The following is a 25,742-nucleotide window of genomic DNA, read 5'->3' as shown; positions in this document are numbered from 1 at the left end:
GCACTGGCCCCGACACAGTCCCGGAAGCCGCCTCTGACCTCTACGCGGCCGAGGATAGTCGTCTGCCGGCGCGTTTGAGGGTCTTCACCTGGTGTCGGAGTTTGCGGCGGTGGTGGTTGGTGTCGGTGGCCGGTCCGGCAATTCCCAGCGGTGGCGGCCCGGTCAGTTGGGTGCCGGGTAGAGGGGTGCCGGGTAGTGGGGGTGCGGTGGAGTGGTAGGTGTGGCCGGTGGGGGTTTGGACCTCGATGCTGTGTCTGGGGCCTGGCCGGGGTGAGACGGTCCAGCCGGGGGTTTCTTTGGTGTGGTTGCAGGCTTCGCAGAGTCCGGTGCCGTTGGCCTGGGTGGTGGGTCCGCCGCGGTGCCAGGGGATGATGTGGTCGAAGTGGCGGATCGGGGCGTCGCAGTATGGGGTGCGGCAGGTGTCGTCGCGGGCTTGGATGAGGCGGCGGAGTCCGGGCGGGAAGAGCCGGGCGCGGGAGTCCAGGGCGGTGAGTTCGCCGGTGCCGGGAGCGGTGTAGAGCCGGCGGAGCCAGACGTTGAAGGCTTCATCCTTGTCCCTTGCCGTGTCCGTGTCCGTGTCCGCAGTTCGCGCGCCGCCCACGCCTGTTCGTGTGTAGTTTTCTGGTCCTTGGGGTGCGCCGTGGGCTTGTCCTCCATGTTGGAGGAGGTCCCGGGCCCAGGTGGCGGGGACGATGCCGTAGCCGGGGAGCCGGGCGGGTTCGCTGTCGCCTTGGACGAGGGTGCGGTCGGTCATGACGAGCTGGAGTTCGATGCCGGTGATCCCGCCGGGGGTGCCGGTGGTGCGTTCGACGAGGGCGTCGGCCATGAGTTGGCCGCGGGTGCGGGGGTCCCCGGCGGACCGCAGGGAGTCCGCATGCCGGGTCAGGGCGGCGTACATCGCGATGCCCTGGTCGGCGGGGAGCAGGGCGGTGAGGTAGCACATGGTGTCCGGTGCCGGGCGGATGCTGACGTGCCGGTCGGTGGCGGCGTGGCTGGCCCGCTGGGTGACGGTGCGCGGGTCCCTGCGGTACGCGGCGGCCCGCGCCGCGGCAATGATCTGCCGGTCCCCGGCGCCGTCGAACGTCCCCGTGTCGGCGGCGAGTTCGGCGTCGACGGCGGTGCGGTCCTCCGCGGTCAGGCCCGCGGTTTCCTTCACCAATTGGGTGGCGCGCCATTCGTTGAGCTGCCCGGTCTCCAGCGCAGCCAGGGCGTGGGGCATTTCGGTGACGAGGGCTTTGGCCAGGCCAAGGAGCCGGCCGCCCTTGGCGGGCGATTCACGCCGGGCCAAGGCGACTTGCGCGCCGACCCCGGCCCCGAGCTCGGCCGCGGGCACCCCGGCGTCGGCCTGTTCACGGCGCTGGAGCAGGTCGAACGCGAAGGTCAGCCGCGCCTGACGGGCAGCCAGGGCGGATTTCGCGTCTTCCAGCTCACGGATCTCGCTGATCAGTCCGGCACTGTCCCGGGCGGGCCGGACAGCCGCCAGCGCCCGGGCCACCTCCGCTGCAACCGACACGCCTGCCGGCTCAACTGCATCGGCTGGATGAAGTGATCCAGCCGGCTGAAATGCGTCGGGCCCCTGCTTGCCGTCCATGAATACACGCTATCGGGCACCTGCGACACTTTATCGCGGACGTCACTGGCCAGTTTCCCGCCGCTCGCATCGTGATGAGTCCCGCAGGAGGATCCTCTTTCTGCCGTAAATTGTGCCGTGAATCCCGCCACCCAAAGGAACTAACGGCTGCGGTTGAACAACCTTCCCCCAAGAGTCGTTGACCTGCTCTGGCAACCGCAGTCTAACCGTCACCGGCGCAGCGGCCGCCTACGTGGCTGGTGAAGTGTCCAGCTGCGCAGCGGCACGTGGGCCGGGTCAGGCCTTCTGCAGATCCGAGTGGTGCTCGGCGACGACGTTGGGGTGGGCCCGGAGCCGGTAGCGGAGGGCGTTGTCTCCATAGGTTTCCAGGATTGGGCTGTTCGTCGGATCGACAGACAGGCCGCGCGCCTTCGCCTGGAACTCCGGGCTAACCGCGAGCTGCGGCATCGTCGCATCCAGGGCGGGGTTGAAGAAGAATGGAAGCGAAATCCGGTCCGTACCCCGCAGAGGAGAGATCACACGGTGCAGGGTTGCCTTGAGGTATCCGTTCGTGGCCAGTTCGAGCATCTCGCCGATATTCACGACGAACGTCCCCGGAACCTGCGGGGCATCGATCCATTGCCCCTGGTACTCCACCTGTAGTCCTCCCTTCCCGGGCTCCACAAGCAGCAGTGTCAGGACCCCGCCGTCGCGGTGGGAACCCACACCCTGCTTGGGCTCCGGATTGGACTCCCCCGGGTACCGGACAATCTTGAGCACCGGGAAAGCACGCGAAGCGAAGGCCTCGTCGAAGGTGTCCGCGGGTGCCCCGAGCGACACTGCCAGCTCGCGCAGGAGGGTCAGCGAGATGGCGCTCAGCCGCTCGGTCCACTCAGTGACAATCGCCCGCATTTCGGGCAGTGCGTCCGGCCACAGATTGGGTCCTTCAAGACGCCAGTAGTCGGCGACGCCGGGCCCCGGCTCCACGGCAGCACGCTCGACGCCGATGTCGATCTGCTCGCGCCAGTCCACCGCACCGTCCGTGAGCTCGCCGCCGACCCTCGTGTAGCCACGGAACTGCGGGCTGTGGACGTTCTCGACGGCGAGCTTCTGCTCGTCGGGCAGCTCGAAGAAGCGCCGGGACACGTCCAGCATGGAATCCGTCAGTTCCTGCGGGATCCCGTGTCCAGCCAGGTAGAGGAAGCCCACTTCGTGCATGGCGTCGCGCAGCTCATCACGGAACCCCGCTGCCTCCTCCGGACCTGCGCTCAAACGGGAGAAGTCCAGGACGGGCAATGATTCGAGTGACATCCAATAGTCCTTTTCAGTGAACATAGCAAGTTGCAGACCGTCTTAGCTCCAATGTTACGGAGCAAGCCGCTCCGGAGGGCATTCAGATGTCGAAATAAGACATTCGGAAGGCGTCGCTTGCCTTCATCAGGCTCCCGCGCCGGACCGGACCGGGCGGCCGTCACTTCGCACCAGCCGCACGGACGGCCTGGCGCGCCGCCGTATGACGTATTCCGCGACGGCGAGGTTGATGACCCAGGCCGCCGCCATCAACAGCGCCTTGGTCCCCACGTCGGGTGTGCCCACGAGCAGCAGCCAGGCGGAAATCACCACGGCCTGCGTTCCCGCGGCCACGCCGATGGCATAACCGCGCGTCATCCAGGCGCCGTGCCGCACGAAATCCCGGCGCCGGATCGCATCGATGCCCAGGATGAGACTGACCAGCATGGCCGAACCGAAGAAGATCCGAATCGGCACGTCGGTGGTGCCGTCCGGGAGCGGGTAGAAAGCCGACATCCACACGCCGGAGAGCGCGGCGAGCAAGCCGGCCGGAATGAGGATAGCGCCGGCGACACGGTGCCAGCCGCGTCTGCCCCGCAGGGTCGGGACGAACTGGAACGCCCCCAGAAGGCTGTAGATAATGACGCTCACGATGTGGATGACCACCGGGACGGGCGAGGCAAAGAACCGGGCGTTCTGCGGTGTGACGGCAGCGCCGCCGGTCAGTTCCGTTAGCCTTGCCGCCCCGGCGATCACCGGGATGAGGCTCAGGAGAATCAGCGCCGCCGGTACAGGCCACTGCGGCCCGCGGCGCCTGACGGACGGGAGGGAGGTACTGGGTCTTGGTGTCATTGACTGGTCTCCGGGATTCGCGGTGTACGGCGTACACCTGACGGGCCTAACGCTAGGTGTACGCGGTACACTTGTCAAGAGGTAACTGCTAGGGAAAGGTTGTGCGGATGACTCAGCAGCTGGAGGCCACCCGCCGCACGCCCCTGAACAGGGAGCGGGTACTGCGGGCCGCCGTCGCACTCGCTGACGATGTGGGGTTCGAGTCGCTCAGCATGCGCCGGCTCGCCGAAGAGCTTGGTGTGGTTCCGATGGCGCTCTACAAGCACGTTGCCAACAAAGCGGAACTCCTCGACGGGATGGTCGCGAGCCTCATCGGCGAGATTGATCCCCCGGTCCCCGATGCGGACTGGAAGAGTACCGTCCGGTTGCGGGTGCTGTCCGCGCGACGCGCGCTGCAGCTTCACCCGTGGGCCCGCCAGGCGATTGAGTCGCGCACCACCAAGACAGCCGCCGTGCTGGATTACATGGAGTCATTCGCTGGCATGTTCCTGGCCGGCGGATTCTCGGCCGACCTCACGCACCACGTGATGCATGCCATCGGCGGCCGGATGTGGGGCTTCACCCAGGAACTGTTCGATGACCAGTCCAGGCCGACGGCGGAGTCCACGGCGGAGGCGCCTCCCGAAGCCCAAGCCGCCATGATGCAGCAGATGGCGGAGCGGTATCCCAACATCGTGGCGATCGCCACGGCGACGGCGCACGACGAAAGTTCCGTCGTCGGACACGGCTGCGACGACCAGTTCGAGTTCGAGTTCGCCCTCGATCTGCTCCTCGACGGCTTTGAGCGGCTGCACGAGCAGGGGTGGTCCTCACAGCAGGCAAAGCTGGACCGTCGCTAAACTCTGCTGGCAGGACAGCCAGGCGCCGGACGCGACACGACGCGCTCTTGCCTGACCAGGGACTTCGGAGGAGGATATGCCCACACTCCGGGAGGCCACCTATGACCAAGCTGGGCAAGTTTGAAAAGTACCTGATCGAGGAATTCTTCGACGATTACCGCGCCGGCGCCATGAGCCAGCGCACGTTCACGCGTCGCGTGGCCTTTATTACCGGCAGTATGGCAGCGGCGTCGGCCGCCATGCTGCTGGTGGGTTGCACACCGGAAGAAGTACCGCGCAGCACCGATCCCATGCCCACCCCCAGCCCTTCGGGCACCGGAGCCGTTACCGCTTCCGCGGGTCCAGTGCCGGGCGCCAAGAGCCCTCTCTCTGTTCCTGAGGGCGCTCCGGGCCTCGTCACGGAAACCGTACGGTTCCCCGCCGACGGAACAGACATCAGCGCCTATCTCGCCCGGCCGGAAGCGGGCACACCCGGCCCGGCCGTGCTGATCTGCCACGAGAACCGCGGGCTGACCCCGCACATCCAGGATGTGGCCCGCCGCTTCGCCACGGCCGGCTACGCTGCCCTGGCCCTGGACCTGCTGAGCCGGGAGGGCGGCACAGCGGCCATGGACCGCGACGCCGTCCCCGGAGCGCTGACAGCAGCCGGCTCCCAACGCCATGTCTCCGATTTCGCCGCGGCTTTCGATTACCTGCAGTCACAGGACTTCGTCGACGAGGGCCGGATCGCCATGACCGGATACTGCTTCGGCGGTGGCATCACCTGGCAGGCCGCCACGGAGCTTCCGGGACTGAAGGCTACGGCAGCGTTTTACGGGCCCTCCCCCGATCTGGAAAAGGTTCCGGCGATCAAGCCGGCCGTCTTCGGCGTCTACGCCGAACTCGATCAGCGGATCACCGGCGCCTTGCCGGCGCTGCGGGCTGCCCTGGCGGCAACGGACGTACGCCACCAGCTCACCGTCTATCCCGGCGTCGACCATGCCTTTCACAATGACACCGGGCAGCGCTACGACGAGGCGCAGGCCACCGCCGCCTGGAACGACACGCTCGCCTGGTTTACCCGCTACGTCTGAGCACGGCGGTGCACAGCTTTTACCCAGGGTTTACCGGCCTTGTCTTGTGACGCCCTGTCGTTTTTCCAGCGGACGGCACATTTGCTAGCTGCCGCCTTGGCCGTCCCCGTACCAGTGCAGTACCCGTAACGCCCGCAGGGTATTCCACCGGCTGGGGCGGCCGTCGCCGTCCTCCAACTCGAAGTGGATCCGGCCGGGATGCGTGTTTTCCAGCAGCCAGGTGCCGTCAGGCTGCTGTTTGGACCGGACCAGGGCGATGGCTTCAGCCATCCGCGGGTCAGGCCGATCGCCGGCTGCCCTGAAGTACTCCAGGGCACGGAGCACGTCGTAGTGCCAGCGGGTGGGGTATGAGAACTCCAGCCAGGCCGGGTCAATGACTTCGCCGGTGCTCTTGCGCCGGAATAAACGCCGTTCGAGCAGGTACTCCCCGCCCCGCCGTCGCGCTTCAATGGATTCCGGCGAACCGCCCGTGGCCTGTTCGTGGGCCAGCAGTCCTTCGAGCACGTTGATGGTTGTCGCTACCGACGAAACAACTGCGCCGTGTTCTGCCCAGCAGTTCCACCCGCCGTCGTCGAGCTGCTCGCTGACCAGCCGGGCGACCACGGCGTCGACATCCTGACCGAAGTAAGCTCCAAGCCCAACGGTCATGCCGTTGATGCAGGGCTCCACTTCGCCGCTGAAATAGGGCTGCCCGCCTTCCTCCCACCGGCAATGGTCCCGCACCAGCGTCACGGTCCGGCGCATCTGCTCAATCGCCGGATCGACGCCGAAATCACGCAACTGCAGGAGGCTGTACGTGGTGGCCGTCCACGGCTGGCTCCCGTTATCGGACCCGTCATCCGCGGCAGGTTCTCCCTGTGGGTCCGGAGCCTCAGCACCCGCGGAAGTTCCGACGTCGGGATCGCCGCCTTGCGCCGGGAAGTACGCTCCCCCGGCCCACTGGCCGTCCTCGCCGCGCAACGCCAGCAGCCGGGCGCCCCACCCCTCGGCGGCCACCCGTGCGCGCTCGGCAGCAACGGCGTCGTCGGGGGCGCCGGCCAGATCCTGCAGCGCCTGCCAGCGGATGGAAGGATCAGAATCCAGCAGCCAGTCCAGTACCGTCATGCGCCGATTGTAGTGCCCGCTGTCGTTGCGTCAACGGGCTTTCCGGGCGGAGTTTAGCCTTCGCATTCAACGCAATAGAGGTGGCCGTTCTTTTCGCGCGCAATTTGGGAGCGGTGCCGGACCAGGAAACACGAGTAACAGGTGAATTCATCCTCCGCCTGCGGAATGACCTGGACGGTCAATTCCTCGGCGACGATCTCTCCACCCGGGACCAAGGCTCCGTCCAGCGAATCCGCTTCATCCAGCTCACGCACCACGCTGCGGGCGTCGGGGGCATTCGCGGACTGCAGTGCCTCGAGGGACCTGTCCTGCGATTCCTTGACGTCGGAGCGTACTTCATCGTAATCGGTTGCCACGGGGGTGTTTCTCTCTTCCTCGGATTGCCTGGATAGATACTCAACAGACAGGACCGCTCCAGTATTCCCTCTCGGGCAGGGCAGAACAGGGTGGCGGCCTGCAACGCGCCGTCTCCAGCCGTATTCCGGGGAGGACGGGGCTGGATTTTATTTGTACACTCGTTAGAGTTAAGGCTGGACTAACGAGAATTTCTTGGGGGAAATGATGAACAAGGCGCAACGGCGCGCACATGTGGAGCCGCCCTGTCAGGAGTGCGGTGCCAGGGTGATTCCGATTTGGAAGGACGAACGCTCGGTCACTTCCAATCAGCCCGACTGGCGCGTGAGTGCCCGGCAATGCAGCCGCCAGGGGTGCGGCCTCGACGATTCCCGGAACTGGCCGAACGCGTAAAGCTCTGTTGGCCGGTACCAAGCCTGCAATGATGGGTCCGTGACTATTGCAAAATCGGTCGTACTGTTCGCCCTCGCCGCGTTGGCCGAAATAGGCGGAGCCTGGCTGGTGTGGCAATCGGTCCGTGAGGGCAAGGACTGGTGGTGGGCTGGACTCGGCGTCCTGGCCCTGGGGGCGTACGGCTTCGTGGCGACCCTCCAGCCGGATGCGCAGTTCGGGCGGATCCTCGCCGCCTATGGCGGGGTCTTTGTGGCCGGCTCACTCGCGTGGGGCATGATCTTCGACGGGTTCCGGCCCGACCGCTGGGACATCATGGGCTCCGTGATCTGCCTGCTCGGCGTGGCCGTGATCATGTTCGCTCCCCGCAGCGGCAGCTGAGCTTCACCTTTATCTGCTGCGCACCCATCCGCCTTTCCCTGCCGGCTCCCACCCCGGCCAACCCCCGTCCCCACCCCGACCAGAAAGCAGTTTGATGACGAAGACGACGGCGTCCCCCGCCTCCGCCATGGAAGACCCGGCCAAAAAGGTACGGCTGGTTCTCTGGATCCTGATGGGGGCCATTCTCACGGCCGGCCTCGTCTGGTATGCGGTCTTCAGCATGAACAAACCCGTCCCGGCGGCTCCGCAGGCAGCGGCCGCCGCGCAACTTGTCCGCGAGGACAGCCACCGGCTCACCTCGCCCGCTGTCGAGAAGGCACAGTTGGTCGAGTTCCTGGACTTCGAATGCGAGTCCTGCCGCGCCGCCCATCCGCTGGTCGAGGAACTGAAGCAGGAATACGGCGACCGGATCACTTTCGTAAACCGCTACTTCCCGCTGACCGGGCACCGGAACTCGGGTACCGCGGCCCTGGCTGTGGAAGCTTCCGCTCAGCAGGGCAAATACCAGCAGATGGCAGCGAAGCTCTTCGAAACCCAGGACCAGTGGGGCGGCAAGCAGGATTCCCAGGCTGCGGTATTCCGGGGCTACGCGCAAAAACTGGGACTGGATCTGGCCAAGTACGACGCCGCCGTCGCGGACGAGGCCACACTGGAACGTATCCGCAGGGACGCCGCGGACGGCACCGCACTGGGCGTCACCGGCACGCCCACGTTCTTCCTCAACGGCAAGAAGCTGGTCCTGAACACGGAAGCCGAGTTCCGGCAGCTGCTCACCGACGCCGCCGAATAGCTGCCACCTATTGAAGGGATGCGGTCAGGCGCGCCAGGCTATCGAAGGCTTTCTGGGACGCCGGCCGCCGCATCCAGTCCTCGAGCCTCAGCTCGAAGCTGTTCGCCCGGTACCGGTCTTCGATCACGCCAATCGAGTCAACGAAACCGCGTCCATGAACCAAAACGGATACTTCCATGTTGAGGCTGAAGGAGCGGACATCCATGTTGCTGGACCCAATCACCGCCACCTCCTCATCAATGGTGAAGTGCTTTGAGTGCAGGACCTGGGGCGCCCGGTAGAGGTAGATCCTGACGCCGGCGCGGAGCAGGGCCTCGTAGTAGGAACGCTGCGCGTGGTAGACCAACTTCTGGTCGCCGACTTCGGACACAAAGAGCTCGACGTCGAGACCCCTCGCAGCGGCAGTGACGATGGCCATCAGGATGGATTCGTCCGGCACGAAGTAGGGACTGGTAATACTGACCCGGCGTTCGGCCTTGTGGATGAGCGTTGCGTAGAGCTTCAGGTTGTTGTCATTGGCGAAGCTCGGGCCGCTGGGCAGGACCTGTGCGTCAATCAGCGCAGAGCCTTGGCTCTCGGCAATGGCGCTGGAGCTGGCGGCCAGCGGCAGCAGGACGTCCGCTTCGCTGTACCAGTCGGTCGCAAACACCGCATCCAGCTCCCGAACGACGGGGCCTTCAATGCGCATCATCAGCTCGTGCCACCTGAGTCCGCGTTTCAGGTTTCCCTTCTTGTTGTAACTGGCGTCAATGAGGTTCTGGGATCCAGTGAATCCGACGCGGCCATCGACGACGACGATCTTGCGGTGGTTGCGGAGGTCCGGCCTCTGCCATTCGCCCCGCCACGGCCGCACCGGCAGCATCGGGTGATACTCCGCGCCGATGTCCTGAAGGTATTTCAGGGTTTCCTTCCGGCCCGGAAAGATGAGGCCGGCCAGGTGATCGGACAACACCCGGACGGCGACGCCCCGTTCCGTGGCCCGGGCCAGCGCCTGAAAGAAAGGTGCGGTGGTCGCATCGAGTGACATGATGTAGAACTCCACGTGCACATACGTGGTGGCCGAATCGATGTCCTTGATCATGGCATCGAAGGTGCCGTTATAGTCATCCATGAGCTCGGCCCGGTTGCCTTCCACCATGGGCAGGGCCCCCAGGTTGTTGTTCAGCGCCACCGCCGAGTGCAGCCAGTCCGGCCAGTCACGGCCTTCACTGATGAGTGTGCTGCCCGCGGTTCTGGCCAGGACCAGGTCGTTGACCTGCTGTTGCTTGTCACGGCGGACCTTGGGCAACTTTGAGTACCCGACAAAAAAGAACACAATCGCACCGAGCACCGGTATGAAGATTATGGCGAGCACCCAGGCAATGGCCGAGGACGGGGGACGATTCACCGATACCAGCACAGCTGCTATCGCCACGACCAAGATGTGGGCCCCCAGCAGGAGGGCAGCGACGGCTTCAGGATCCTGGAGGAATTCGCGCACGGCTACCTGCTGACTTTTCTGCCGGGACCGAAGACTGTCCGACGGGTCGGGAGGGCCACGAGCTGCTTCAGACCAGCACCCGGCTCTTGATTCTTTCAAACTCCTCGGCGCTGATGGTTCCTGCGTCCAACAGCGCCTTGGCCTGGGAAATCTCTGTTGTGGGGCTCGGGGTAGCGACCCTGCGGATATAGGAGTCGGCCTCGTCCTGGTCCCGGCGGGCACGTTCCACGGAACGCTCAGCCATGCCATCGCCCCGGGCAGCCAGGTACACCAAAAGGGTGACAAACGGCAGGAAAGCCAGGAAGAAGATCCAGACGGCTTTCCACCAGCCGCTCAGCCCGTGATCGCGAAAAATGTCACCGATGATCGCAAAGAGCCCAAACAGGTAGGCAAAGAAAACACACGCGGTAAAGAACCACCAGAAGATATCCCAAAAATTCTCCCAGAAACTCATTTGTCTGCCCTGCTTTCAACTACTCATGCGGCATCGATAGGGATTTGGCTTGGAAGAAATCGAGGGAAAATGATCCCCCGGACGGTGTGGCTTTAGCAACTGGCCGCGGTCCCGAGGTCGCTCAGTGCCGCCTGGACTTTCACGGCCTCCTCCCGCAGGGAAGCCCGGGCCTCCGCCAGCGTCGCGTCATTGGGAACGTCCTTGACGGCACGGTCAAGACTCTGCTCAGCCTCCTTGACGGCGTCCACCCGGTCCTGGGCCACGTCCTCGCTCGCTTCGAGGAGTTCGTTATGGGTCTTCGCAACCTCTTCCCTTGCGGAACGGACCTGATCCACCGTGGACGTTGGGGTTAGCGCGTCCTTGAAACTCGTCAAGGCAGACGCGTACGCCTTGGCAGCTACGCAGACCTGCGCCTCGTTCTCCTGCGGAGTGTCCGTACTACCGCAACCGGTCAGCAATGCGACTGCTGCTCCGAGCGCGATGGATCCCGCGAGGAGCGGATGTGCTTTCGTTGACATTTGGAGGTTCCTTTCCTGGAAGCATTGTCCCCAGCGCGACCAATGGCAGTCATATCAATTTTGTGCGTCAACCCAGGAGGCGTCCTCACCCGCGGCGGGTGAAATCCCAGGGCCGTGTGACGTTCCCGGCTAAGAACTGATCAGACGATTCCGCGTTCGGCGGCCGTCTTAAGGGCATCCCGCCGCCCTGCTGCACCGAGTTTGCGGTAGATTGACCGCTCATGCGTTTTGACGGTGTTGACCGAAATGAACAGCGCCTCAGCAATTTCTGCCGCCGTCATCACAGAGCGCATGTATGCCAGGACCTCGCGCTCTCGGTCGGTGAGGGTCCAGTAGGAACGCGTCCGCAGGTGCGGAGGACCTTGCGTATGCCGTGCCATCCTGGCAGCGACGAACGACTCATGGGTGGTTCCCCAGACAGCGTGTTGAATCAGCAGTTCCGCGAGTTCTTCCCTTCGCTCGGTGAAGGAGCGCACCACCGATTGCGGCTCCGCCCGGTGGACCGCATGTTCTATCCGCTCATGCACTCGGGCGTCGTCGCCGTGCCTGTGCGCCAGCAGAGCCTCCGTCAGACTCATGCTGGTATCGAGGAAACGGTTGCGATGGCGATCGATAAGTGCTTTGGTGCAGCGTTCGGCGGTGCCCACCTCTCCTCCCCGGCGCAGGAGCTCTGCGAGCAGCGTGTCCACCAAAGGAGCGTGCCCGCCGGCCCCCATAGGGCGAACCAATGTCAAGGCACCATCCAAGTCGCCCTCGGCTTCCGCGACCTTCGCCCTGGCGACTGTGTAAAAGGCGTCCCACGACCCTCCGTAGCGGCCCTGGTCGTGGAAGGTCTCCAGTGCTGCGCCGGACTCGGCAAGATGGGCCTGATCACCAGTGGCGCAATCAACCAGCACCCTGTAGACAGCGATGAGCGGACCAAGCGGAGACGTGCTGCCGAGCCGCTGGGCCTTTGCCAGATGGGCGCGGGCGCCCTTAAGTTCATCCCGCCAGTAGAACACTATTCCGCGTGCCAGCCAGGCCGCCGCCATCTGTTCCTGCGAACCGCCACCCAGCCCGTCTGCCCGCTCCAACGCCCGCGTGGCATGATCCTCGGCGGCCGCAAGGTCACCTCCGGCCGCGAACGCCAAAGCAAGTTCTGCTTCGGCGCAAACTTCCATCTCCCCCAGGTTTTTTGACGCACCGGTGGATGATTGGAGCAGGACGGCGGCCTGGTCCCCCACTCGATGCAATCTGAACTCAGCCTGAGCCAGCAGGAACAGGCCCGAGGAAGTGGCAGGATAGTCCTCCGTTGCCGCGTCCGCCTTCGCCCGGCCGTCCGCGTCGGGGGTGCGCACGTCGAACCGGCGGCCGGTCGGCAAAGGTTCGAAGAGGGCACGGCACCGGTCGAGCTTCCGTCGGCGCGCGTCATCCAGGACTGATGTCCGCGCCAGCGCACGCCGGGTGAGTTCCGAGGCGGCAGCAACGTCACCATCAATGGCGCGGCAGACCGAGCCGATCATCAGCATCTCGGGGTCGTCGTTCCACGGGTGCGGAAGATCCCGGCACACTTGTTCGAGCGCGGGGGCGCCATTGCGGAGCAGGAACTCCAGCCAGTGCTCTCCGAGCGACAGGACAGCCAGCCGGGGGGCATGGGCCTGCAGGGCCCGGGCCACGCATTCACTGACGTCGGTGTCCTGGTAATAGCGCGCGGCAACGCGGTGGAGCCGGTCCGCGAGGAGCGGGTCCCTCCGCTCCAATATCCGGCGGCACTGGGCTGCGAATAGCGGGTGCCAACGGTACATGGATTCACCGCCGCGGTATGCGTGCTCTTCGATGAAGAGTCCGTGGCGGAGGCACGTTTCAAGCAGGATGCCGCCGTCGGGCCGGCCGTGCAGCTCAATGGCGAGTCGACGTCCCAGCCAGTCGCAGGAGGTGGCCCGCAGGACGAAATCCACCAGTGACGGCTCAAACTGACCCAGGACTTCCTCCGCGATGTAGTCGGCAAGAGGGGGTTGGGCGGGCAAGGTTTTCGTGATTCCGCCCGGCGCATGGCTGGCCTCCGCCAGGGCGCTGAGGCTCGCGTGGACGGCCACCGGCCACCCGCCGGTCAGCGTCCAGAGTGATCCGGCGTCGAGTTCCGCACCCTGCCCTAGCGACTCGGCAAACCGGGCCACTTCGTCACGGGTAAAGGCCAGTTCGGCAGCACCGATCTCGCCCAGCCCTTCCCCGTATCTGAGACGCTCCAACTGGATGGAGGGATGTCCACGCCCCGAAAGGATCAGCCGCAATGCCGGCGGGGCTGAGGCGGAGAGCACGCCGACAATACCCGTGGCAAGCGCCGGCCCCGCCAGGTGGACGTCATCAATGACCAGCACTATCGGTTCTGTCAGCTGCTCCAGTGCTCCCAGCAGAAGGTCGTAGGAGGCTGCACGGTCCGTGGCGAGACTCTGGTCCAGGGCCATCACGGCTTCGGTGCCAGGTAAAGGAAAAGGCCCTGCAGCGGCCTGGATCGCCCCGACGACCCCTTGGAACAGCCGTGCCGGTTGAGTGTCGAAGCGGTCCAACGACAACCAGGCACAGGGCAGATCGCACTTCCGGACCCAGTCGCCCAGCAGCGTCGATTTGCCGTAACCGGCCGGTGCGGCGACGAGGGTCAAGCGGTGGGCGTCGGCGGCCGCAGTCAATGCGTCTTCCAGCCGAGGACGTTCCAGCGCCCCCAGCCCGCGAAGAGGAGGCCGGATCTTAAACAGCGGACCAGGAACCCGTTCGGAAGTAATTAGCGGCTCTCCCACGTATTTGATCGTAGGGCAGTGAAATTGCGTGCAACAGGGTCATAAGGTCCTTGCGCCACGCACCGCGCGCAAAGCTGCGTCCTCAGGAAGGCCCGGGTCATGGCCCCGCGCGCACTGGCGGCACGGTAGTACCATCAGTCATGGCCACAAAGCAGGGTAGCCGGAAAAGCCCGGTTTTTGTCCGGCAACTTGACCGGGCCGCCAGGCGGCACGTTTTTATTGTCGCGGCAATGCGCCTAGCGGCATTCCTGGCAATAATTCTCTTTCTGTACATCGCCATTCCAATTGGCGGATTCAACGAAGACAATCCTGCCGCGGCGTGGATCCGTCTCGCGGGAATCCTGCTCGTTTTTGTCAGCGCACTGGTGCTTCAACTACGTATGATTATCGCGGCGGAAGTCCCCCAGGTCCGCGCAGCCGAAGCCGTCGTCGAAACCGTCCTGATGTTCCTGTTTCTCTTTGCATTTCTCTACACCTCAATGTCCACAACGGATCCGCGGGCGTTCACCGAACCGCTGAGCAGGATGGACGCCCTGTACTTCACGACGGTCACGTTCGCCACTGTCGGATTCGGGGACATCACGCCGGTCAGCCAACTCGCGAGGGCGGTCGTGACGGTCCAGATGATCGCCGGCCTGGGTGCCCTCATGCTGGTCGCCAAAGTTGCGTTCTTCGCGGCCGGACGGCGGCTGGGCACCCCCTGATCCGGAGTCCTTCACGCGCGGCCATCTCCCCTCCCACCCGCTGTCTCCACCACGCCCTGCCTTGCCCTTCCCTGTGCTGTCCTGTCCCGCCTCAACATTCCGGCGACGCTCACCCATAGGGGATGATCACGCGGCGCCGGGCAACCGGAAACGTGGACCCGCCGCCCTGAATCTGTCCAGCATCGAGCACCCCGCGCTGCTGGGGACCCGTACGGACCAGGCCTCACGGACAGGCGTGGAGTCCGGGAATTCCCGTCCTCAGCCGGCGGTTTCCCTCCCGCGGTAACAACAGATCACCCTGCTTGGGTGGGGCTGGGCCGGTACTCCTCGCGGAGAATAAGGATTGTCACGTCTGCCCGACTCGGGGAACAGGAGCTCCACATGAAGATCGGTCCGCTGGAAGTGATTGTCTGCGCCTTTCCGAAACCGACCATCGACGCAAACGTGATTAAGGCACTCAGCGAAACGGTCAAATCGGGGGCGGTCGCCCTTGCAGATCTGGTGCTGGTGAGCAGGGATCGCGAGGGAGCCGTGCATGTCCGTGACCTGCACGATGATCTGCCCGCGGCGTGGACGGGAATGCTCCTCGACTCCCGCCCTATGACCCTGCTCAACGACGCCGACGTCGAATTGGCGGCCGGAGCCATTAAGAGCAATGAAACAGCGCTGGTCGCTGTCCTGGAACACCGTTGGGCGCAGCGGCTCACAGAGGAAGTGCGTCGCTCAGGAGGCGTGACGGCCCTCCAAGCCAGAATCCCGCAGGAAGAAGCAGTCGTGGCCATCGAAGCAGATGGCGTCGCAACAAGCTGAAAGACATCCATCGACCAAAAGGATCCCTCATGCCATTTGCCAGGGCCGGCCGGCCAGGGCTGCTCGGCACCGTAGCCCGGACCGCTGCCTTAACGGGCACCCCGTCCCGGGACGCGCCCCCGCCCGTTTCCACGCCACGTGGCGGAAACGAACTGGCCGACCAGCTCTCCCGGCTCGCCGAGCTGCGCAGCTCCGGCCTGCTCACCGACGCCGAATTTGCCGCAGCGAAAGCCCGGCTCCTGATGTGAGCCTGGGAAGCCAGGCTCCCTTACCCGAACCAATAATCTGGAGGTGGTTCCCGTGAAGCGATCAACCAGCGTCCCCTCTGTCCATGGGCTACAGGCGGTGCCGACCCCTCCGGTCCCTCCCGGCCCGGGTAGGCACCTCCGCGCGACGCGAAGCTATCTAGGCGGCGCGCCCTCATGACACTCCCCCATGATGCCCAAAGCGCAGGCAGCCCGGAACAGGAAGAAATACGGCGGCTACGCGCCGAAGTGGCCCGTCTTCAGCTCGAAAAGGACGAGGCCGGAAAGACTACACCGAAACCCCCCGGACACGGATCGGGCCTGGCCCGCCGGATTGTTGCCGTTTTCCTGGTGGTGCTGACTGCCGTGTTGGCCTGCGCCACCGTGCCGGCCTTGTACCTGCGCAGTGAGGTCCTCGACACCGACCGCTACGTCGCCACCGTCGCGCCGTTGGCCTCCGACCCTGCCATTCAAGCGGAGCTCGCCAACAAGGTCACCGCGCAGATCACCGAAGCCATCGACATCGAGGGCATCACACGCGAGGCGATGACCGAGCTCGGCAAGGTCGCACCGCGGGCGGCCGCTGTGATCACGGGGCTGGCGCCCGCCATCGCCGAGCAGACCAGAACGCTGATCCATACCGCCGTCACCAGATTCGTTGCCAGCCCGCAGTTCCAGGATCTTTGGACCCAGGTCAACAGGGTGGCCCATCAGGGAATCGTCAACCTGGCCACAGGCGAAACCGGCGGCACGGTCAGTATCGATGAGAGCGGCACAGTCACCATCTCCACCCAGGAAATCATCGCCCGGGTCAAGACCCTGCTCGTGGAGCAGGGAGTGGACATCGCGAACCGGATTCCGGAAGTCGACGCACAGATTACGCTTTTGCAATCCCCCGAACTCGCCAGGGCCACGGAAGCCATCCAAACGCTGGACCGGACCGCCCCCATCCTGGCCTGGCTGACGGCGCTGAGCGCCATCGGAGCCATTGCTGTGGCGCCGCGGGGCTGGAGGAGGCGGACGACGAGCCGCCTCGGGTTGGGGCTAGCGGTGGCCATGGCACTACTCGCCCTCGGACTTGCCATCGGGCTGAACATCTTCCTCAGCACCGTTCCAGCGGGAACGGTCTCCCCGGCGGCGGCCGAAAGCCTCGTTGAGACCCTCGTGGCGCCGCTCAGAACCGCCGTGCGGTTTGTCTTCGTCGTCGGCCTGCTGATTGCAGTAGCCGCTTTCCTGAGCGGCCATTCGCGTCCCGCCGAGCGTGTCCGGCAAGGACTGGCAGGCGCCGGAGACTACCTGACCGGAAAGGTGGGGGCCGGGCAAGCCCGGCCGTGGCAGCACTGGCTGGCCCGCTACCGCCGGATCCTGGAAGCCGCCATCCTCGGCGTCGCCGTGCTGGTGCTGATCCTCTGGCAGTACCCGACGGCGGCGGTGGCCATCTGGACGGCAGTCCTGGCCGGCCTGGCGATTCTACTTGTCGAACTCCTGTGCCGCCCAGCCGTCGTCGCCGCCCATGCCGACGAACCTGTGACGACCGGAGCCCCCGAGCAATCGAATCCTACGCTCCCGCTGCCGTGAGCGGGGACGCCACTGCCGGTTGGGCGGTGGCGTCCCCGCTGTTCACAGCGTCCGTGGGAAAGCTGCTAGGCCCGTGACGGCGCAAACGGGTACAGGTCCTGATCGCCTCCGTGCACCACCACACACGTGGCATCCGGCACTTCCTGCCACGCCCCGCGGAGATCCCCCAGCGGTTCGGATACCACCAGCCTGGTGTCGTCCGAGAGACCGTGGAGCAGGGGATTGTCCGGGTACTGGTCGCGGAGGGTCGCGATGTCGGTGCTGTGGAAGAGTGACCGGGAGTTGCCCTCGCTGGAGTAGCGGAACGCCCAGGTGGTGTCGCCGTCGGTAGTCGCCACCGTCATCTGGATCGGGTGCTCGACGCCGTGCCGCCGTCCGACGTCTTCGATGAGACCAACAGCCTCAGCAACAGCTGTACGGGGGTCCCGCTCCAGGCCAAAAGTGAGCGCAAGGTAGAAAAACAATTCCGAGTCGGTGGACCCTTCGATCTCGGGGTAGAGGCTGGGCTCGACAGCCATGGCCAGATCTCGCTTCACTTTCGAAAAATCCGCGAGAACCCCGTTGTGCATCCACAGCCACCGGCCGTGGCGGAAAGGGTGGCAGTTCGTCTGCTGGACCGCCGTGCCCGTGGTGGCGCGGATGTGCGCGAAAACCCGGCCGGCCGAAGCCTGGCCCGCGAGTTCGCGCAGGTTACGGTCATGCCAGGCGGGCTCCGTGCTGTGAAACACACCTGGTACCGGGGCGGTCCCGTACCAGCCGACGCCGAAGCCGTCCCCATTGGTGGTTTCAACTCCCATACGCGCGTGCTTGCTCTGCATCACGAGCGAATTGGCGGGTTTATAGAGAAGGTCATCCAATCGCACGGGCGAACCCGAATACGCGAGCCAACGGCACATGCCTGTCTCCTTCTAGTCAGGGTGGAATTTCATCACGATTCCATCACCGGCAAGGACTCTGCGCATCATCTCCCACGGGTGACCCTCCTGGGGCAACCCTGCCCGTTCTCATTGCTGGCGAAGCACCCGTTCCTTGACCGCGGCGAATTCGTCGGCGGTCAGGGCGCCGTCGTCCAGCAAAGTTTTGGCCTGCGCGATTTGTTCCGTCGGGTTGGTTCCCGCCGTTCGGCGGACGTCGTCGTCAGAATCTTCGTTCGCCACATCGTGACGGGCAGCCTGCCGTAAGGACATGGATTGTCCGAAGGCAATCAAATATGCCAGACCGCCGAGGAGCGGCAGGAAAATCAGGACAACTACCCAGGCAGCCTTGCCCCATCCTGGGCGGGTCGAATCAGCGAAAATGTCCTTGACGATCAGAAACAGAACCACCAGATAAGAAACATAAAGCAGAAACGACATCATCAGCCAAAAGTAGTCCCAGAAAGTCATGTCATTTCCTTTCAGCCGCGTGGGCGCGCATGCCCGCATCATCCCACACATGCCAGCGCTCCGGAACGGTCCTTTGACGGCGGAAACGGCCCGGCCCGTGCAACGTCCCCGGCCGCGTGCGCTTGCCCTTTTATCACCCCCGGCGGGTGAGGCGCGTCCCGGGGTTCGAGGCCAACGATGGTGTTATCTGGCGGTCATTGGGCTGCCAGGAGAATGACCTTCCGAGAGGGGGCGCCAAATGTTGGGAACGCGGCCAGTGCTCGCACGGTTGTCCGCACTCGGAGCAGCGCTTATGCTGCTCGCGGGCTGCAGCACCCCGAGCCCGCCCGCTGGCACGTCCAGCGCGGCTCCGTCTGTTTCGCCGGCGTGCGCCGCTGCCGATGCCTTTGCCGACGCGCTGACAGGTTTCAAAGACACCCTCAAATCAGGGGCCACGCTGGAACAGGTCCAGGCCGCCCGGGACCAGGTGGTGAAGACCTATGACGACCTGGTCGATGCAACCGGCGACGCGGCCAAAGATCGTGTAGACGCCGTTGAATCAGCGGAAGCCCGCTTCGCTGCCGCCGTCAACGACGTTCCCGACGATGCCACGCTGACCGAAGCAGCCGCCTCGCTGCGGGACGAGGCAGCAAACGTCCAGGCCGCCCTGAGCGATCTAGTGACGGAAGTCCAGTGCTAGGTTCCGGATTTCTCCGGAAGACCGGCCGGTGAACTGAAATCAAACCCAGGCTGCGTTCACGGACAATGCCGCATCAATCGAAAGCAGGGAAGCCAACATGAGTTTCTGGGAAAACTTTTGGGACATATTCTGGTGGTTCTTCATCGTCTATGCGCTCTTCGCCTTTCTCTATGCGTTGTTTATCGTCATAGCCGACGTCTTCCGAGACCACGAGCTGAGCGGCTGGTGGAAGGCCATCTGGATTATCTTCCTGGCCTTCGTGCCCTTCCTGACACTGCTGGTGTACATGATTGCCCGCGGCAAAGGCATGGCCGAGCGGTCCATGCAACGCGCCAGGCGAGACCAGGAAGCCGCCGATTCCTATATCCGCGAAGTCGCAACAGCGAGCCCCACCGAGGAAATCGCGAAAGCCAAGGCCCTTTTGGACGCCGGAACCATCAGCCCCGACGAGTTTCAACGGATCAAGGCCCGGGTCACAACCTAAGACACTTGACGCGAACGAAGGAGGGCTCCATGGGGCCGGAACCAGCGGATCCGTATCCACGTCCTGTCCTCCCCCGCTCCGCCATCATCCTGCTCACTCTGGCTTGCGCCGCTGTGGTGGCTTTCGGTCTGGCCGCCATGCGGGGAATTGTCCTCCCCGTCTTTTTCGCGTTTATCCTCACGCTCTGCGTCCATCCCCTGCGGCGCTGGATGCAGGGACGCGGAGTCCCCCGGGGAGTCGCTACCGGAACCACCATCGCCGCAGTCTTTGCGCTGCTGGCGGGCTTCGCCGCGATACTCTTTGCCTCGCTCGCCCAGTTCTCCGCCCTCTTGCCGCAGTATGCGCCTGAGCTCGAACAGCTGGGCGCCTCCATTACCGCACTGCTGGAATCAGTGGGGTTCGGCCCCGAACAGACGCAGGCCGTTCTGCAGGGGTTTACTCCCGGCCGTCTGATCAGCTTCATCGGCGGAGTCCTGGGAAACATCACGAGCATTGTGGGCGGCCTCGTGGTCATCCTGACGATGCTGATCCTCATGGGGGTGGATGGCTCGCGTATGCCGGCCGTGCTGACCCACCTGAATTACCACCGGCCGGACATGGTAACCGCGTTCAACGACTTTGGGCGCGGCGTCCGCCGGTACATGGTGGCCACCACCGTCCTGGGGGTAGCCCAGGGACTTTTCAACTGGCTCCTCCTGACGATCCTGCAGGTACCCGGCGCCCTGCTGTGGGGTTTGCTGTCCTTCATTTGCAGCTTCATCCCAAACATCGGCTACTTTATTGCGATCGTCCCGCCGCTGTTCTTCGGGTTCCTCACCGGCGGGTGGCCTACTGTAGTTGCCGTGATTGTGTTCTACGGCGGGATCAACACGGTCATTCAGTCCATCATCCAGCCCAAGTACGTCGGCAATGCGGTGGCCCTCAGTGAGACGATAACGTTCGCCTCAGTGCTGTTCTGGGCCGTCATTCTCGGGCCAGCCGGAGCGGTCCTCGCAGTGCCCCTCACACTCCTTTCCCGCACAATCCTCCTCGACTCCGACCCGGCCATCGCGTGGTGGCGGCCCTTGACGGGTGACAAAAAGGACCTCGAGGTTATCCTCAAGCAGGAAGACGATGCGATTCGCGCGCGCCGGGCGCGGCGGGGATCCGGCAAACCGGACCCCGGCAGCACACCGAAGGCGTGACATGCCGTTGGGTGAGTGTGCAAGCCGGGTGACCGTCAGGTGCTGAGCATCGTCACGAGCCTCATGCTGTTCGGCCTCGCAGGGGCGATCAGCACCGTGCCCGTGAGCATCACCATCATGATCCTGCTCTCCCCCGATCCACGCCGCGGTGCCCTGCCCTTCCTGATCGGCAGTGTCGCCGGGTCGATCGTGGTTGTTGGCCTTTCGGCCGTCGGGCTGCAGCTCCTGCCTGGCCGGCCAACGTTGAGGCAGGACGAACTGCTGGCCCAGATTGGCCTGGTGGTCGGCCTCTTGCTTATTGGCTACGCCATTTACCTCTTCTCCCATAGAAGCCAGACGGACAGCGCGGTCGTCGGGAAACTCAAAACGAGGTTCCAATCCGCCCGCCCGTGGGAGTTCGCTGTCCTGGGCCTGGGCCTGAACCTCCGACCCAAGGCGCTCCTGCTCGCCGTCGCGGCCGGTGCTGTGATCAGCGTTCAGGAACCGCCGCTGTTCCAGGGAGCTTTGCTGGTGGTCGCGTACGCCGTCGTGACCCAGTCAGCCGTCGTCGTGCCGATTGCCATATGGCTGAAGTCCCCGGAGCGGGCTGAAGTACCGCTGACGGCCACCTACACGTGGATGCAGCGGAACGGGCAGACGGTTGCCGCAATCGCAACACTGACCATCGGGATATTCATCATCGGCTACTCGATCATTCAGCTTTGAACGAAGCAGGAGCGCCCAGCGATAAAAATCGCGGGGCGCTCCTTAGCGGTTGCTGCTACGTCAGACCAGCACGCTGCTCTTGATCTTTTGAAACTCGTCGGGGCTGATGGTTCCGGCGTCCAGGAGTGCCTTGGCTTTGGCAATCTCCTCGGTCGGGCTTGCCGCGGCGGCCTCGCGTATATAGGCGTTGGTGGCTTCCCGGTTCTGGCGGGATCGTTCAGCTGCCCGCTCCGTCAAGCCCTTGCCACGGGCAATCAGGTACACCAGCACACTCAGGAACGGCAGGAACGCCAGGAACAGGAGCCAGACGGCTTTCAGCCAGCCGTTCAGCTGCTTGTCCCGGAATATGTCACTGATGATCACGAACAGCGCGAACAGGAAAGCGAAGAATGCATAGACATAAATGAACCACCAGAAAATATTCCAAAAGTTCTCCCAGAAACTCATGTGGCTTCCCTACTTTCAGTTGATGCGGCTTTTGTACGGGTACTCGGCCTTGGTGGGAATGGAGCTAACTGCAGGTCTGGGTCGTGGACTGGCAGACTCACCACTGGCAGGTACAAGCATTCTCCGTCCCGGGTGCCGCGCTTTTCCTCATCCACCGGGGGTGAAATCCAGGCAATGCGGTCAGCAAATGCTCACCCCAGAATTGCGCCTTCCCCTGCACCGGAAGCCTTGGGATCGGGGAGTCTCATCATGCGGAAGGACGTGAACAGACCGATCAGGCCGGCCAGGATCGGAACCACCAGGGCGATCTGGAGGGCAAGGGGCCGGGCTTCGGTGTTGATCCGGATGATTTCGTCACTCACTTCCTCCGTTTGGCCTGCAAGGAGTTCCTCGAGCTGCGTATTGCTCAACACCTGCGCGTCCTGTTCCAGGGTCTGAGCGACCTGCTGCTGCTGGTCCGGCGCAAGAACCGTGCTGGACGTCGCCATGCCGATGAAGATCGTCGAGAGCGATGCCAGCATAATGCCGCCGGCGAACGCGAGCCCCAGGGACAAACCGAACGACCCCGAGGCCGAGTTGACGCTGGCTGCTTCGCTGACCCGCTCGTCGGAGATCGGGGACAGAGTGTAGTTGTTGAGCTGGGATACCAGCAGCCCCAGGCCGCATCCCGAAATGATCAGCGGCACCAGGAGCCACCAGCCGGAGTCCGCGCGCGGCACGATCGGGACCAGCACCACCAGTCCCAGGACCAAGAGCAGGAAACCCCACCGGATAAGGCTGGCAGGGCGGCGCGTGCCGGCCCGCTTGCCGGCAAGCATTGCGACCCCGAACATGGTCAGCGAAAGTGGCGCGATAGACAACCCTGCCTGCATGGCGTTGTATCCGAGCACCATCTGAAGGTAGATGGGCAGCACGATCATGGTGCCGCCGAGCGCGACCTGCTGAAGCATCTGTCCCGTGGCGCCAAAGCGGAAGGCTTTTGACTGGAACAAATCCGGGTCCAGCAGGGCCGCCTTGCCTTGGCGTTTGCGCCTGACGAGCCAGTAGATCAGGCTGCCCAGTCCGACCGCACCGACGGCCAGTAGGGCGCCCACCGCTTCGCCGCCCTCCTGCCAGACCAGAATGCCAAGCACGATCCCGCCCATGCCGACGATGGACAGCAGCGACCCGAAGAGATCCAGCGATCGGGGCCCCAGGTACGGGACATCATGAACCAGCTTGATGCCGGACAGCACCACCGCAATGATGACGGCCTCCAGCATAAAGGCGACGCGCCAGGAGAGGAACGTGGTGATGAACCCGCCGAGCAGGGGCCCCACAGCGGCGGCAATCGCAGCCGACGCGCCCACCAGGGCGTAGACCCGCTTCTGCGCCGCGCCCTCGAAATTTCCGTGGATGAGGGACTGCATGGCCGGCAGCAGGAGCGAGGCACCAAGCCCGCCAATGACGGCCCAAAAGATGATGATCGGGAGCAGGCTCTGAGCCAACGTCATCGATATGGCACCGACGGCATAGCAGACGAGCCCGATTACATATGCGCGCTTGCGCCCGATCAGGTCGCCGATTTTTCCGCCGATCAAGATAAAGGCGGCGGAAACCAGCGCCTCGAGCGCAATCGCTGACTGGAGGCCGCTGACAGTCGAGCCGATGTCCTCCACCACCGCAGAGATCGAGACATTCATAATCGAGGTGTCGACGACCAGCACAAACATCGCCATGGCCAACAGCAGGGCGAGCCTGCCATTGAACGGTTCCGTCTGGGTATCGCCGCCTTGGGGTGGGTTCATCTGCCATCGTCTCCCGGCTAGAAGGGCGTACTACCCTAAAACTAGGCATGGGACGCGGCGGGCAAATCATTCCCGGGGCATGAGGTTGCTGCCGGATCCGGCGTGGCCCGGGGGTATTACCCGTTGAGGTCCCCTTCCCGACGCCGTTCGACGGCGGCCTGTTCAGCCTCCACGGCCCTGAAGATGTTGCCGTGGATCATGCCCTCGCCGATGCGTTCTATCACGCCGTCCCGGGCCAGGGTGGCCCGGACCGCGGGTTTCAGCCGGGCGAGCCGCAGGTTAACACCGGCCTCACGCGCAAGTTTCACAATTTCCGCCATCTTCGCCGTGCCTTGGGAGTCGACGAAGTTGATCCCTGCGCAGTCCAGCACGATGCCGGTAATCCCGTGAGTGGAGTGGATGACGTCGCGCAGACGGTCCTCCAGGGCATCGGCGGTGGCGAAGAAGAGACCGCCGTCAAACCGGATGACCGCCACGCCGGGAATCACCTCGTCACCGGGGTGATCATCCACTTCCCGGAAGACCTGTGTGCCCCGCTCCCGACCGAGGACGGGCATCTGCGGGTGCGTGGCCACACCGATCAGCCAGAGGAGCGAAAGTCCGATTCCAATGATGACTCCCGCCAGCACACCGAAGATCAGGGTGCCGGCAATGGCTGCGACGGCAATCCAGAAATCAAACCTTTGCACCCGCGCCAGCCGCCGCATCTCCGGCACGTTCATCATGCCCATAACAACTGCCTCGATGATGAGCGCCGCAAGCACCGGCTTGGGGAGGATCGAAAAGAGCGGCGCCAGGAACAACAGCGTGAGCAGGACGGTGACTCCGGAGGTGAGGGAGGCCAGGCCGGTCTTCGCTCCGGAGTGGTCGTTGAGCGAACTCGCTGAGAGACTCGTCGAGACGGGCATCCCCTTGAAGACGCCCGCGGCCATGTTGGCAAACGACTGGGCGATGGACTCCTGGTTGATGTCAATCCGGTAGCGGTGCTTGGCGGCGAACGCCCGCGCGTCTCCCGCCGTCTGCGAAAAGCCGATCAGGACCAGCGCCACCGCCGCAATCGCGACGGTTTCCACGTTGTCCCACATCAGCTGACCGTCGGGGAGCTCGGGCGACGGCAGCCCGCTGGGCACGTCACCTACCAGCGCCACCCCCTTGGCGCCAAGGTCGAACACGGCCGCCGCCAGCAGCCCGCCCACCACCAGGACCAGGGCTCCGGGGATCGTGGGCGCGATCGCCTTCAGAACGAAAACCACGATCAGGGCGATGACACCCACCACGACGGTGGTCAGGTGTGCCTCGCCCAGGGTCCCAAGCCATGACCGCAGTTCCTGCATCGGATTGGATCCGGTGACCTCGGTCCCGGTCAGTTTCGGGAGCTCCCCGATGACGACGTCGATCGCCGCACCGAAGAGGAACCCGGTGACCACCGCCCGCGAGAGGAACTGGGCAATCCATCCCATCCTGAGGACGGCCAGGAGCAGAAACAAAATTCCGGAAGCGAGGGTGATGCCCGCAACAAACGAGGCGGCATCCTGCTCGTTGCTGATGCCGGCAGCGAGCACGGCGCTCGCGGCCACGGCCGCCAGTCCTGAGCTGGGACCCATCGAGATCTGCCGGCAGGAACCCAGTGCCCCGTATACGATCGCGCCGGCTGCCGCGGCATACAGGCCGTTCTGCAGCGGGATTCCCGCGATCCCGGCGTAGCCGAGGTTCTTGGGGACGATCAGGGCCGCGACGGTCACCCCGGCGATCAGGTCGCCCCTCAGCCAGGCTCGGTCGTAGGTGCGGAGCTGGCCAAGGATGGGCAACCCTGTCAGGCGCCCGCGCTGCGGCTTCTTCTTGCCTTGTTCCACCTACTGCCTTCC

26 protein-coding genes are annotated in these 25,742 nt (G+C 64.5%); 12 read left to right on the top strand and 14 right to left on the bottom strand.

All coding sequences use genetic code 11. The annotated features are described in order from the left end of the window. Positions 1 to 40 precede the first annotated feature (40 nt). From FS787_RS00405 to FS787_RS00395, 3 genes are all read right to left on the bottom strand, one after another. Positions 41 to 1,591, bottom strand: a complete 1,551-nt coding sequence (locus FS787_RS00405; RefSeq protein ID WP_144670066.1) for an HNH endonuclease signature motif containing protein — start codon at positions 1,589 to 1,591, stop codon at positions 41 to 43. Positions 1,592 to 1,867: 276 nt separating this feature from the next. Beyond that, positions 1,868 to 2,881: an isopenicillin N synthase family oxygenase gene (locus FS787_RS00400; protein ID WP_144670064.1), complete on the bottom strand. Its 1,014-nt coding sequence runs from the start codon at positions 2,879 to 2,881 to the stop codon at positions 1,868 to 1,870. Positions 2,882 to 3,007: 126 nt separating this feature from the next. Next, positions 3,008 to 3,712 (bottom strand): DUF2306 domain-containing protein, encoded by a 705-nt coding sequence (locus FS787_RS00395; RefSeq protein ID WP_144670062.1) that lies wholly within the window; start codon positions 3,710 to 3,712, stop codon positions 3,008 to 3,010. 107 nt (positions 3,713 to 3,819) lie between these two features. Between FS787_RS00395 and FS787_RS00390 the strand changes: the two genes are divergently transcribed. Then, positions 3,820 to 4,551 carry a TetR/AcrR family transcriptional regulator gene (locus FS787_RS00390; protein ID WP_144670060.1) on the top strand — a complete coding sequence of 244 codons (732 nt, stop codon included), beginning with the start codon at positions 3,820 to 3,822 and terminating at the stop codon, positions 4,549 to 4,551. A 101-nt stretch (positions 4,552 to 4,652) separates the two neighbouring features. Beyond that, positions 4,653 to 5,624: a dienelactone hydrolase family protein gene (locus FS787_RS00385; RefSeq protein WP_144670058.1), complete on the top strand. Its 972-nt coding sequence runs from the start codon at positions 4,653 to 4,655 to the stop codon at positions 5,622 to 5,624. Positions 5,625 to 5,708: 84 nt separating this feature from the next. On the opposite strand, the gene FS787_RS00380 is transcribed toward FS787_RS00385, so the two are convergent. Further along, positions 5,709 to 6,728: a hypothetical protein gene (locus FS787_RS00380; RefSeq protein ID WP_144670056.1), complete on the bottom strand. Its 1,020-nt coding sequence runs from the start codon at positions 6,726 to 6,728 to the stop codon at positions 5,709 to 5,711. Between the two features lie 53 nt (positions 6,729 to 6,781). Further along, positions 6,782 to 7,084, bottom strand: a complete 303-nt coding sequence (locus tag FS787_RS00375) for a DUF4193 domain-containing protein (RefSeq protein WP_056432134.1) — start codon at positions 7,082 to 7,084, stop codon at positions 6,782 to 6,784. A 430-nt stretch (positions 7,085 to 7,514) separates the two neighbouring features. On the opposite strand from FS787_RS00375, the gene FS787_RS00370 reads away from it, so the two are divergent. Both FS787_RS00370 and FS787_RS00365 read left to right on the top strand, forming a co-directional pair. Continuing rightward, positions 7,515 to 7,853: a YnfA family protein gene (locus FS787_RS00370; RefSeq protein WP_144670054.1), complete on the top strand. Its 339-nt coding sequence runs from the start codon at positions 7,515 to 7,517 to the stop codon at positions 7,851 to 7,853. Between the two features lie 94 nt (positions 7,854 to 7,947). Further along, positions 7,948 to 8,643 carry a thioredoxin domain-containing protein gene (locus FS787_RS00365; RefSeq protein WP_144670052.1) on the top strand — a complete coding sequence of 232 codons (696 nt, stop codon included), beginning with the start codon at positions 7,948 to 7,950 and terminating at the stop codon, positions 8,641 to 8,643. A gap of 7 nt (positions 8,644 to 8,650) precedes the next feature. On the opposite strand, the gene cls is transcribed toward FS787_RS00365, so the two are convergent. From cls to FS787_RS00345, 4 genes are all read right to left on the bottom strand, one after another. After that, entirely contained in the window at positions 8,651 to 10,123 is a 1,473-nt protein-coding gene (gene cls / locus FS787_RS00360; protein WP_144670050.1) for a cardiolipin synthase, read from the bottom strand. Between the two features lie 67 nt (positions 10,124 to 10,190). Further along, complete coding sequence (locus tag FS787_RS00355) at positions 10,191 to 10,577, bottom strand: SHOCT domain-containing protein (RefSeq protein WP_144670048.1); 387 nt, start codon at positions 10,575 to 10,577, stop codon at positions 10,191 to 10,193. Between the two features lie 92 nt (positions 10,578 to 10,669). Continuing rightward, positions 10,670 to 11,095: a hypothetical protein gene (locus FS787_RS00350; protein WP_144670046.1), complete on the bottom strand. Its 426-nt coding sequence runs from the start codon at positions 11,093 to 11,095 to the stop codon at positions 10,670 to 10,672. Positions 11,096 to 11,235: 140 nt separating this feature from the next. Then, a complete protein-coding gene (locus FS787_RS00345) occupies positions 11,236 to 13,734 on the bottom strand; it encodes a LuxR C-terminal-related transcriptional regulator (protein WP_222124034.1) in 2,499 nt (832 codons plus the stop codon). Between the two features lie 365 nt (positions 13,735 to 14,099). Here FS787_RS00345 and FS787_RS00340 point away from each other — a divergent pair, with 365 nt between their 5' ends. From FS787_RS00340 to FS787_RS00325, 4 genes are all read left to right on the top strand, one after another. After that, positions 14,100 to 14,573: a potassium channel family protein gene (locus FS787_RS00340; protein WP_260982324.1), complete on the top strand. Its 474-nt coding sequence runs from the start codon at positions 14,100 to 14,102 to the stop codon at positions 14,571 to 14,573. A gap of 381 nt (positions 14,574 to 14,954) precedes the next feature. Beyond that, entirely contained in the window at positions 14,955 to 15,383 is a 429-nt protein-coding gene (locus FS787_RS00335; RefSeq protein WP_144670040.1) for a DUF6325 family protein, read from the top strand. Positions 15,384 to 15,412: 29 nt separating this feature from the next. Continuing rightward, positions 15,413 to 15,631 (top strand): SHOCT domain-containing protein, encoded by a 219-nt coding sequence (locus FS787_RS00330; RefSeq protein WP_144670038.1) that lies wholly within the window; start codon positions 15,413 to 15,415, stop codon positions 15,629 to 15,631. 174 nt (positions 15,632 to 15,805) lie between these two features. Continuing rightward, positions 15,806 to 17,206, top strand: coding sequence for a hypothetical protein (locus tag FS787_RS00325; protein ID WP_144670036.1), 1,401 nt, complete (start codon positions 15,806 to 15,808; stop codon positions 17,204 to 17,206). Between the two features lie 65 nt (positions 17,207 to 17,271). Here the strand turns inward: FS787_RS00325 and FS787_RS00320 are convergent, their stop codons facing one another. Both FS787_RS00320 and FS787_RS00315 read right to left on the bottom strand, forming a co-directional pair. Beyond that, positions 17,272 to 18,102 (bottom strand): class II glutamine amidotransferase, encoded by an 831-nt coding sequence (locus FS787_RS00320; protein WP_144670034.1) that lies wholly within the window; start codon positions 18,100 to 18,102, stop codon positions 17,272 to 17,274. A 108-nt stretch (positions 18,103 to 18,210) separates the two neighbouring features. Continuing rightward, positions 18,211 to 18,591, bottom strand: a complete 381-nt coding sequence (locus tag FS787_RS00315; RefSeq protein ID WP_186329056.1) for a PLDc N-terminal domain-containing protein — start codon at positions 18,589 to 18,591, stop codon at positions 18,211 to 18,213. Positions 18,592 to 18,847: 256 nt separating this feature from the next. Here FS787_RS00315 and FS787_RS00310 point away from each other — a divergent pair, with 256 nt between their 5' ends. From FS787_RS00310 to FS787_RS00295, 4 genes are all read left to right on the top strand, one after another. Continuing rightward, positions 18,848 to 19,270, top strand: coding sequence for a hypothetical protein (locus FS787_RS00310; RefSeq protein ID WP_260982323.1), 423 nt, complete (start codon positions 18,848 to 18,850; stop codon positions 19,268 to 19,270). Positions 19,271 to 19,367: 97 nt separating this feature from the next. Next, positions 19,368 to 19,754: an SHOCT domain-containing protein gene (locus FS787_RS00305; protein ID WP_144670031.1), complete on the top strand. Its 387-nt coding sequence runs from the start codon at positions 19,368 to 19,370 to the stop codon at positions 19,752 to 19,754. A 29-nt stretch (positions 19,755 to 19,783) separates the two neighbouring features. Continuing rightward, positions 19,784 to 20,938: an AI-2E family transporter gene (locus FS787_RS00300; protein WP_144670029.1), complete on the top strand. Its 1,155-nt coding sequence runs from the start codon at positions 19,784 to 19,786 to the stop codon at positions 20,936 to 20,938. Positions 20,939 to 20,977: 39 nt separating this feature from the next. After that, positions 20,978 to 21,643 carry a GAP family protein gene (locus FS787_RS00295; protein WP_144670027.1) on the top strand — a complete coding sequence of 222 codons (666 nt, stop codon included), beginning with the start codon at positions 20,978 to 20,980 and terminating at the stop codon, positions 21,641 to 21,643. 60 nt (positions 21,644 to 21,703) lie between these two features. Here FS787_RS00295 and FS787_RS00290 read toward each other — a convergent pair whose 3' ends face one another. From FS787_RS00290 to FS787_RS00280, 3 genes are all read right to left on the bottom strand, one after another. Then, positions 21,704 to 22,090 (bottom strand): SHOCT domain-containing protein, encoded by a 387-nt coding sequence (locus FS787_RS00290; RefSeq protein ID WP_144670025.1) that lies wholly within the window; start codon positions 22,088 to 22,090, stop codon positions 21,704 to 21,706. A gap of 191 nt (positions 22,091 to 22,281) precedes the next feature. Beyond that, a complete protein-coding gene (locus FS787_RS00285) occupies positions 22,282 to 23,877 on the bottom strand; it encodes an MFS transporter (RefSeq protein ID WP_144670023.1) in 1,596 nt (531 codons plus the stop codon). Between the two features lie 116 nt (positions 23,878 to 23,993). Then, positions 23,994 to 25,730, bottom strand: a complete 1,737-nt coding sequence (locus FS787_RS00280) for a SulP family inorganic anion transporter (protein ID WP_144670021.1) — start codon at positions 25,728 to 25,730, stop codon at positions 23,994 to 23,996. Positions 25,731 to 25,742 lie beyond the last annotated feature (12 nt).

It is taken from the genome of Arthrobacter sp. U41, assembly GCF_007679325.1.
Taxonomy (GTDB): Bacteria; Actinomycetota; Actinomycetes; order Actinomycetales; family Micrococcaceae; genus Arthrobacter.
The sequence above is the reverse complement of the archived record's forward strand: the minus strand, read 5'-3'. Positions and strand labels throughout refer to the sequence as shown.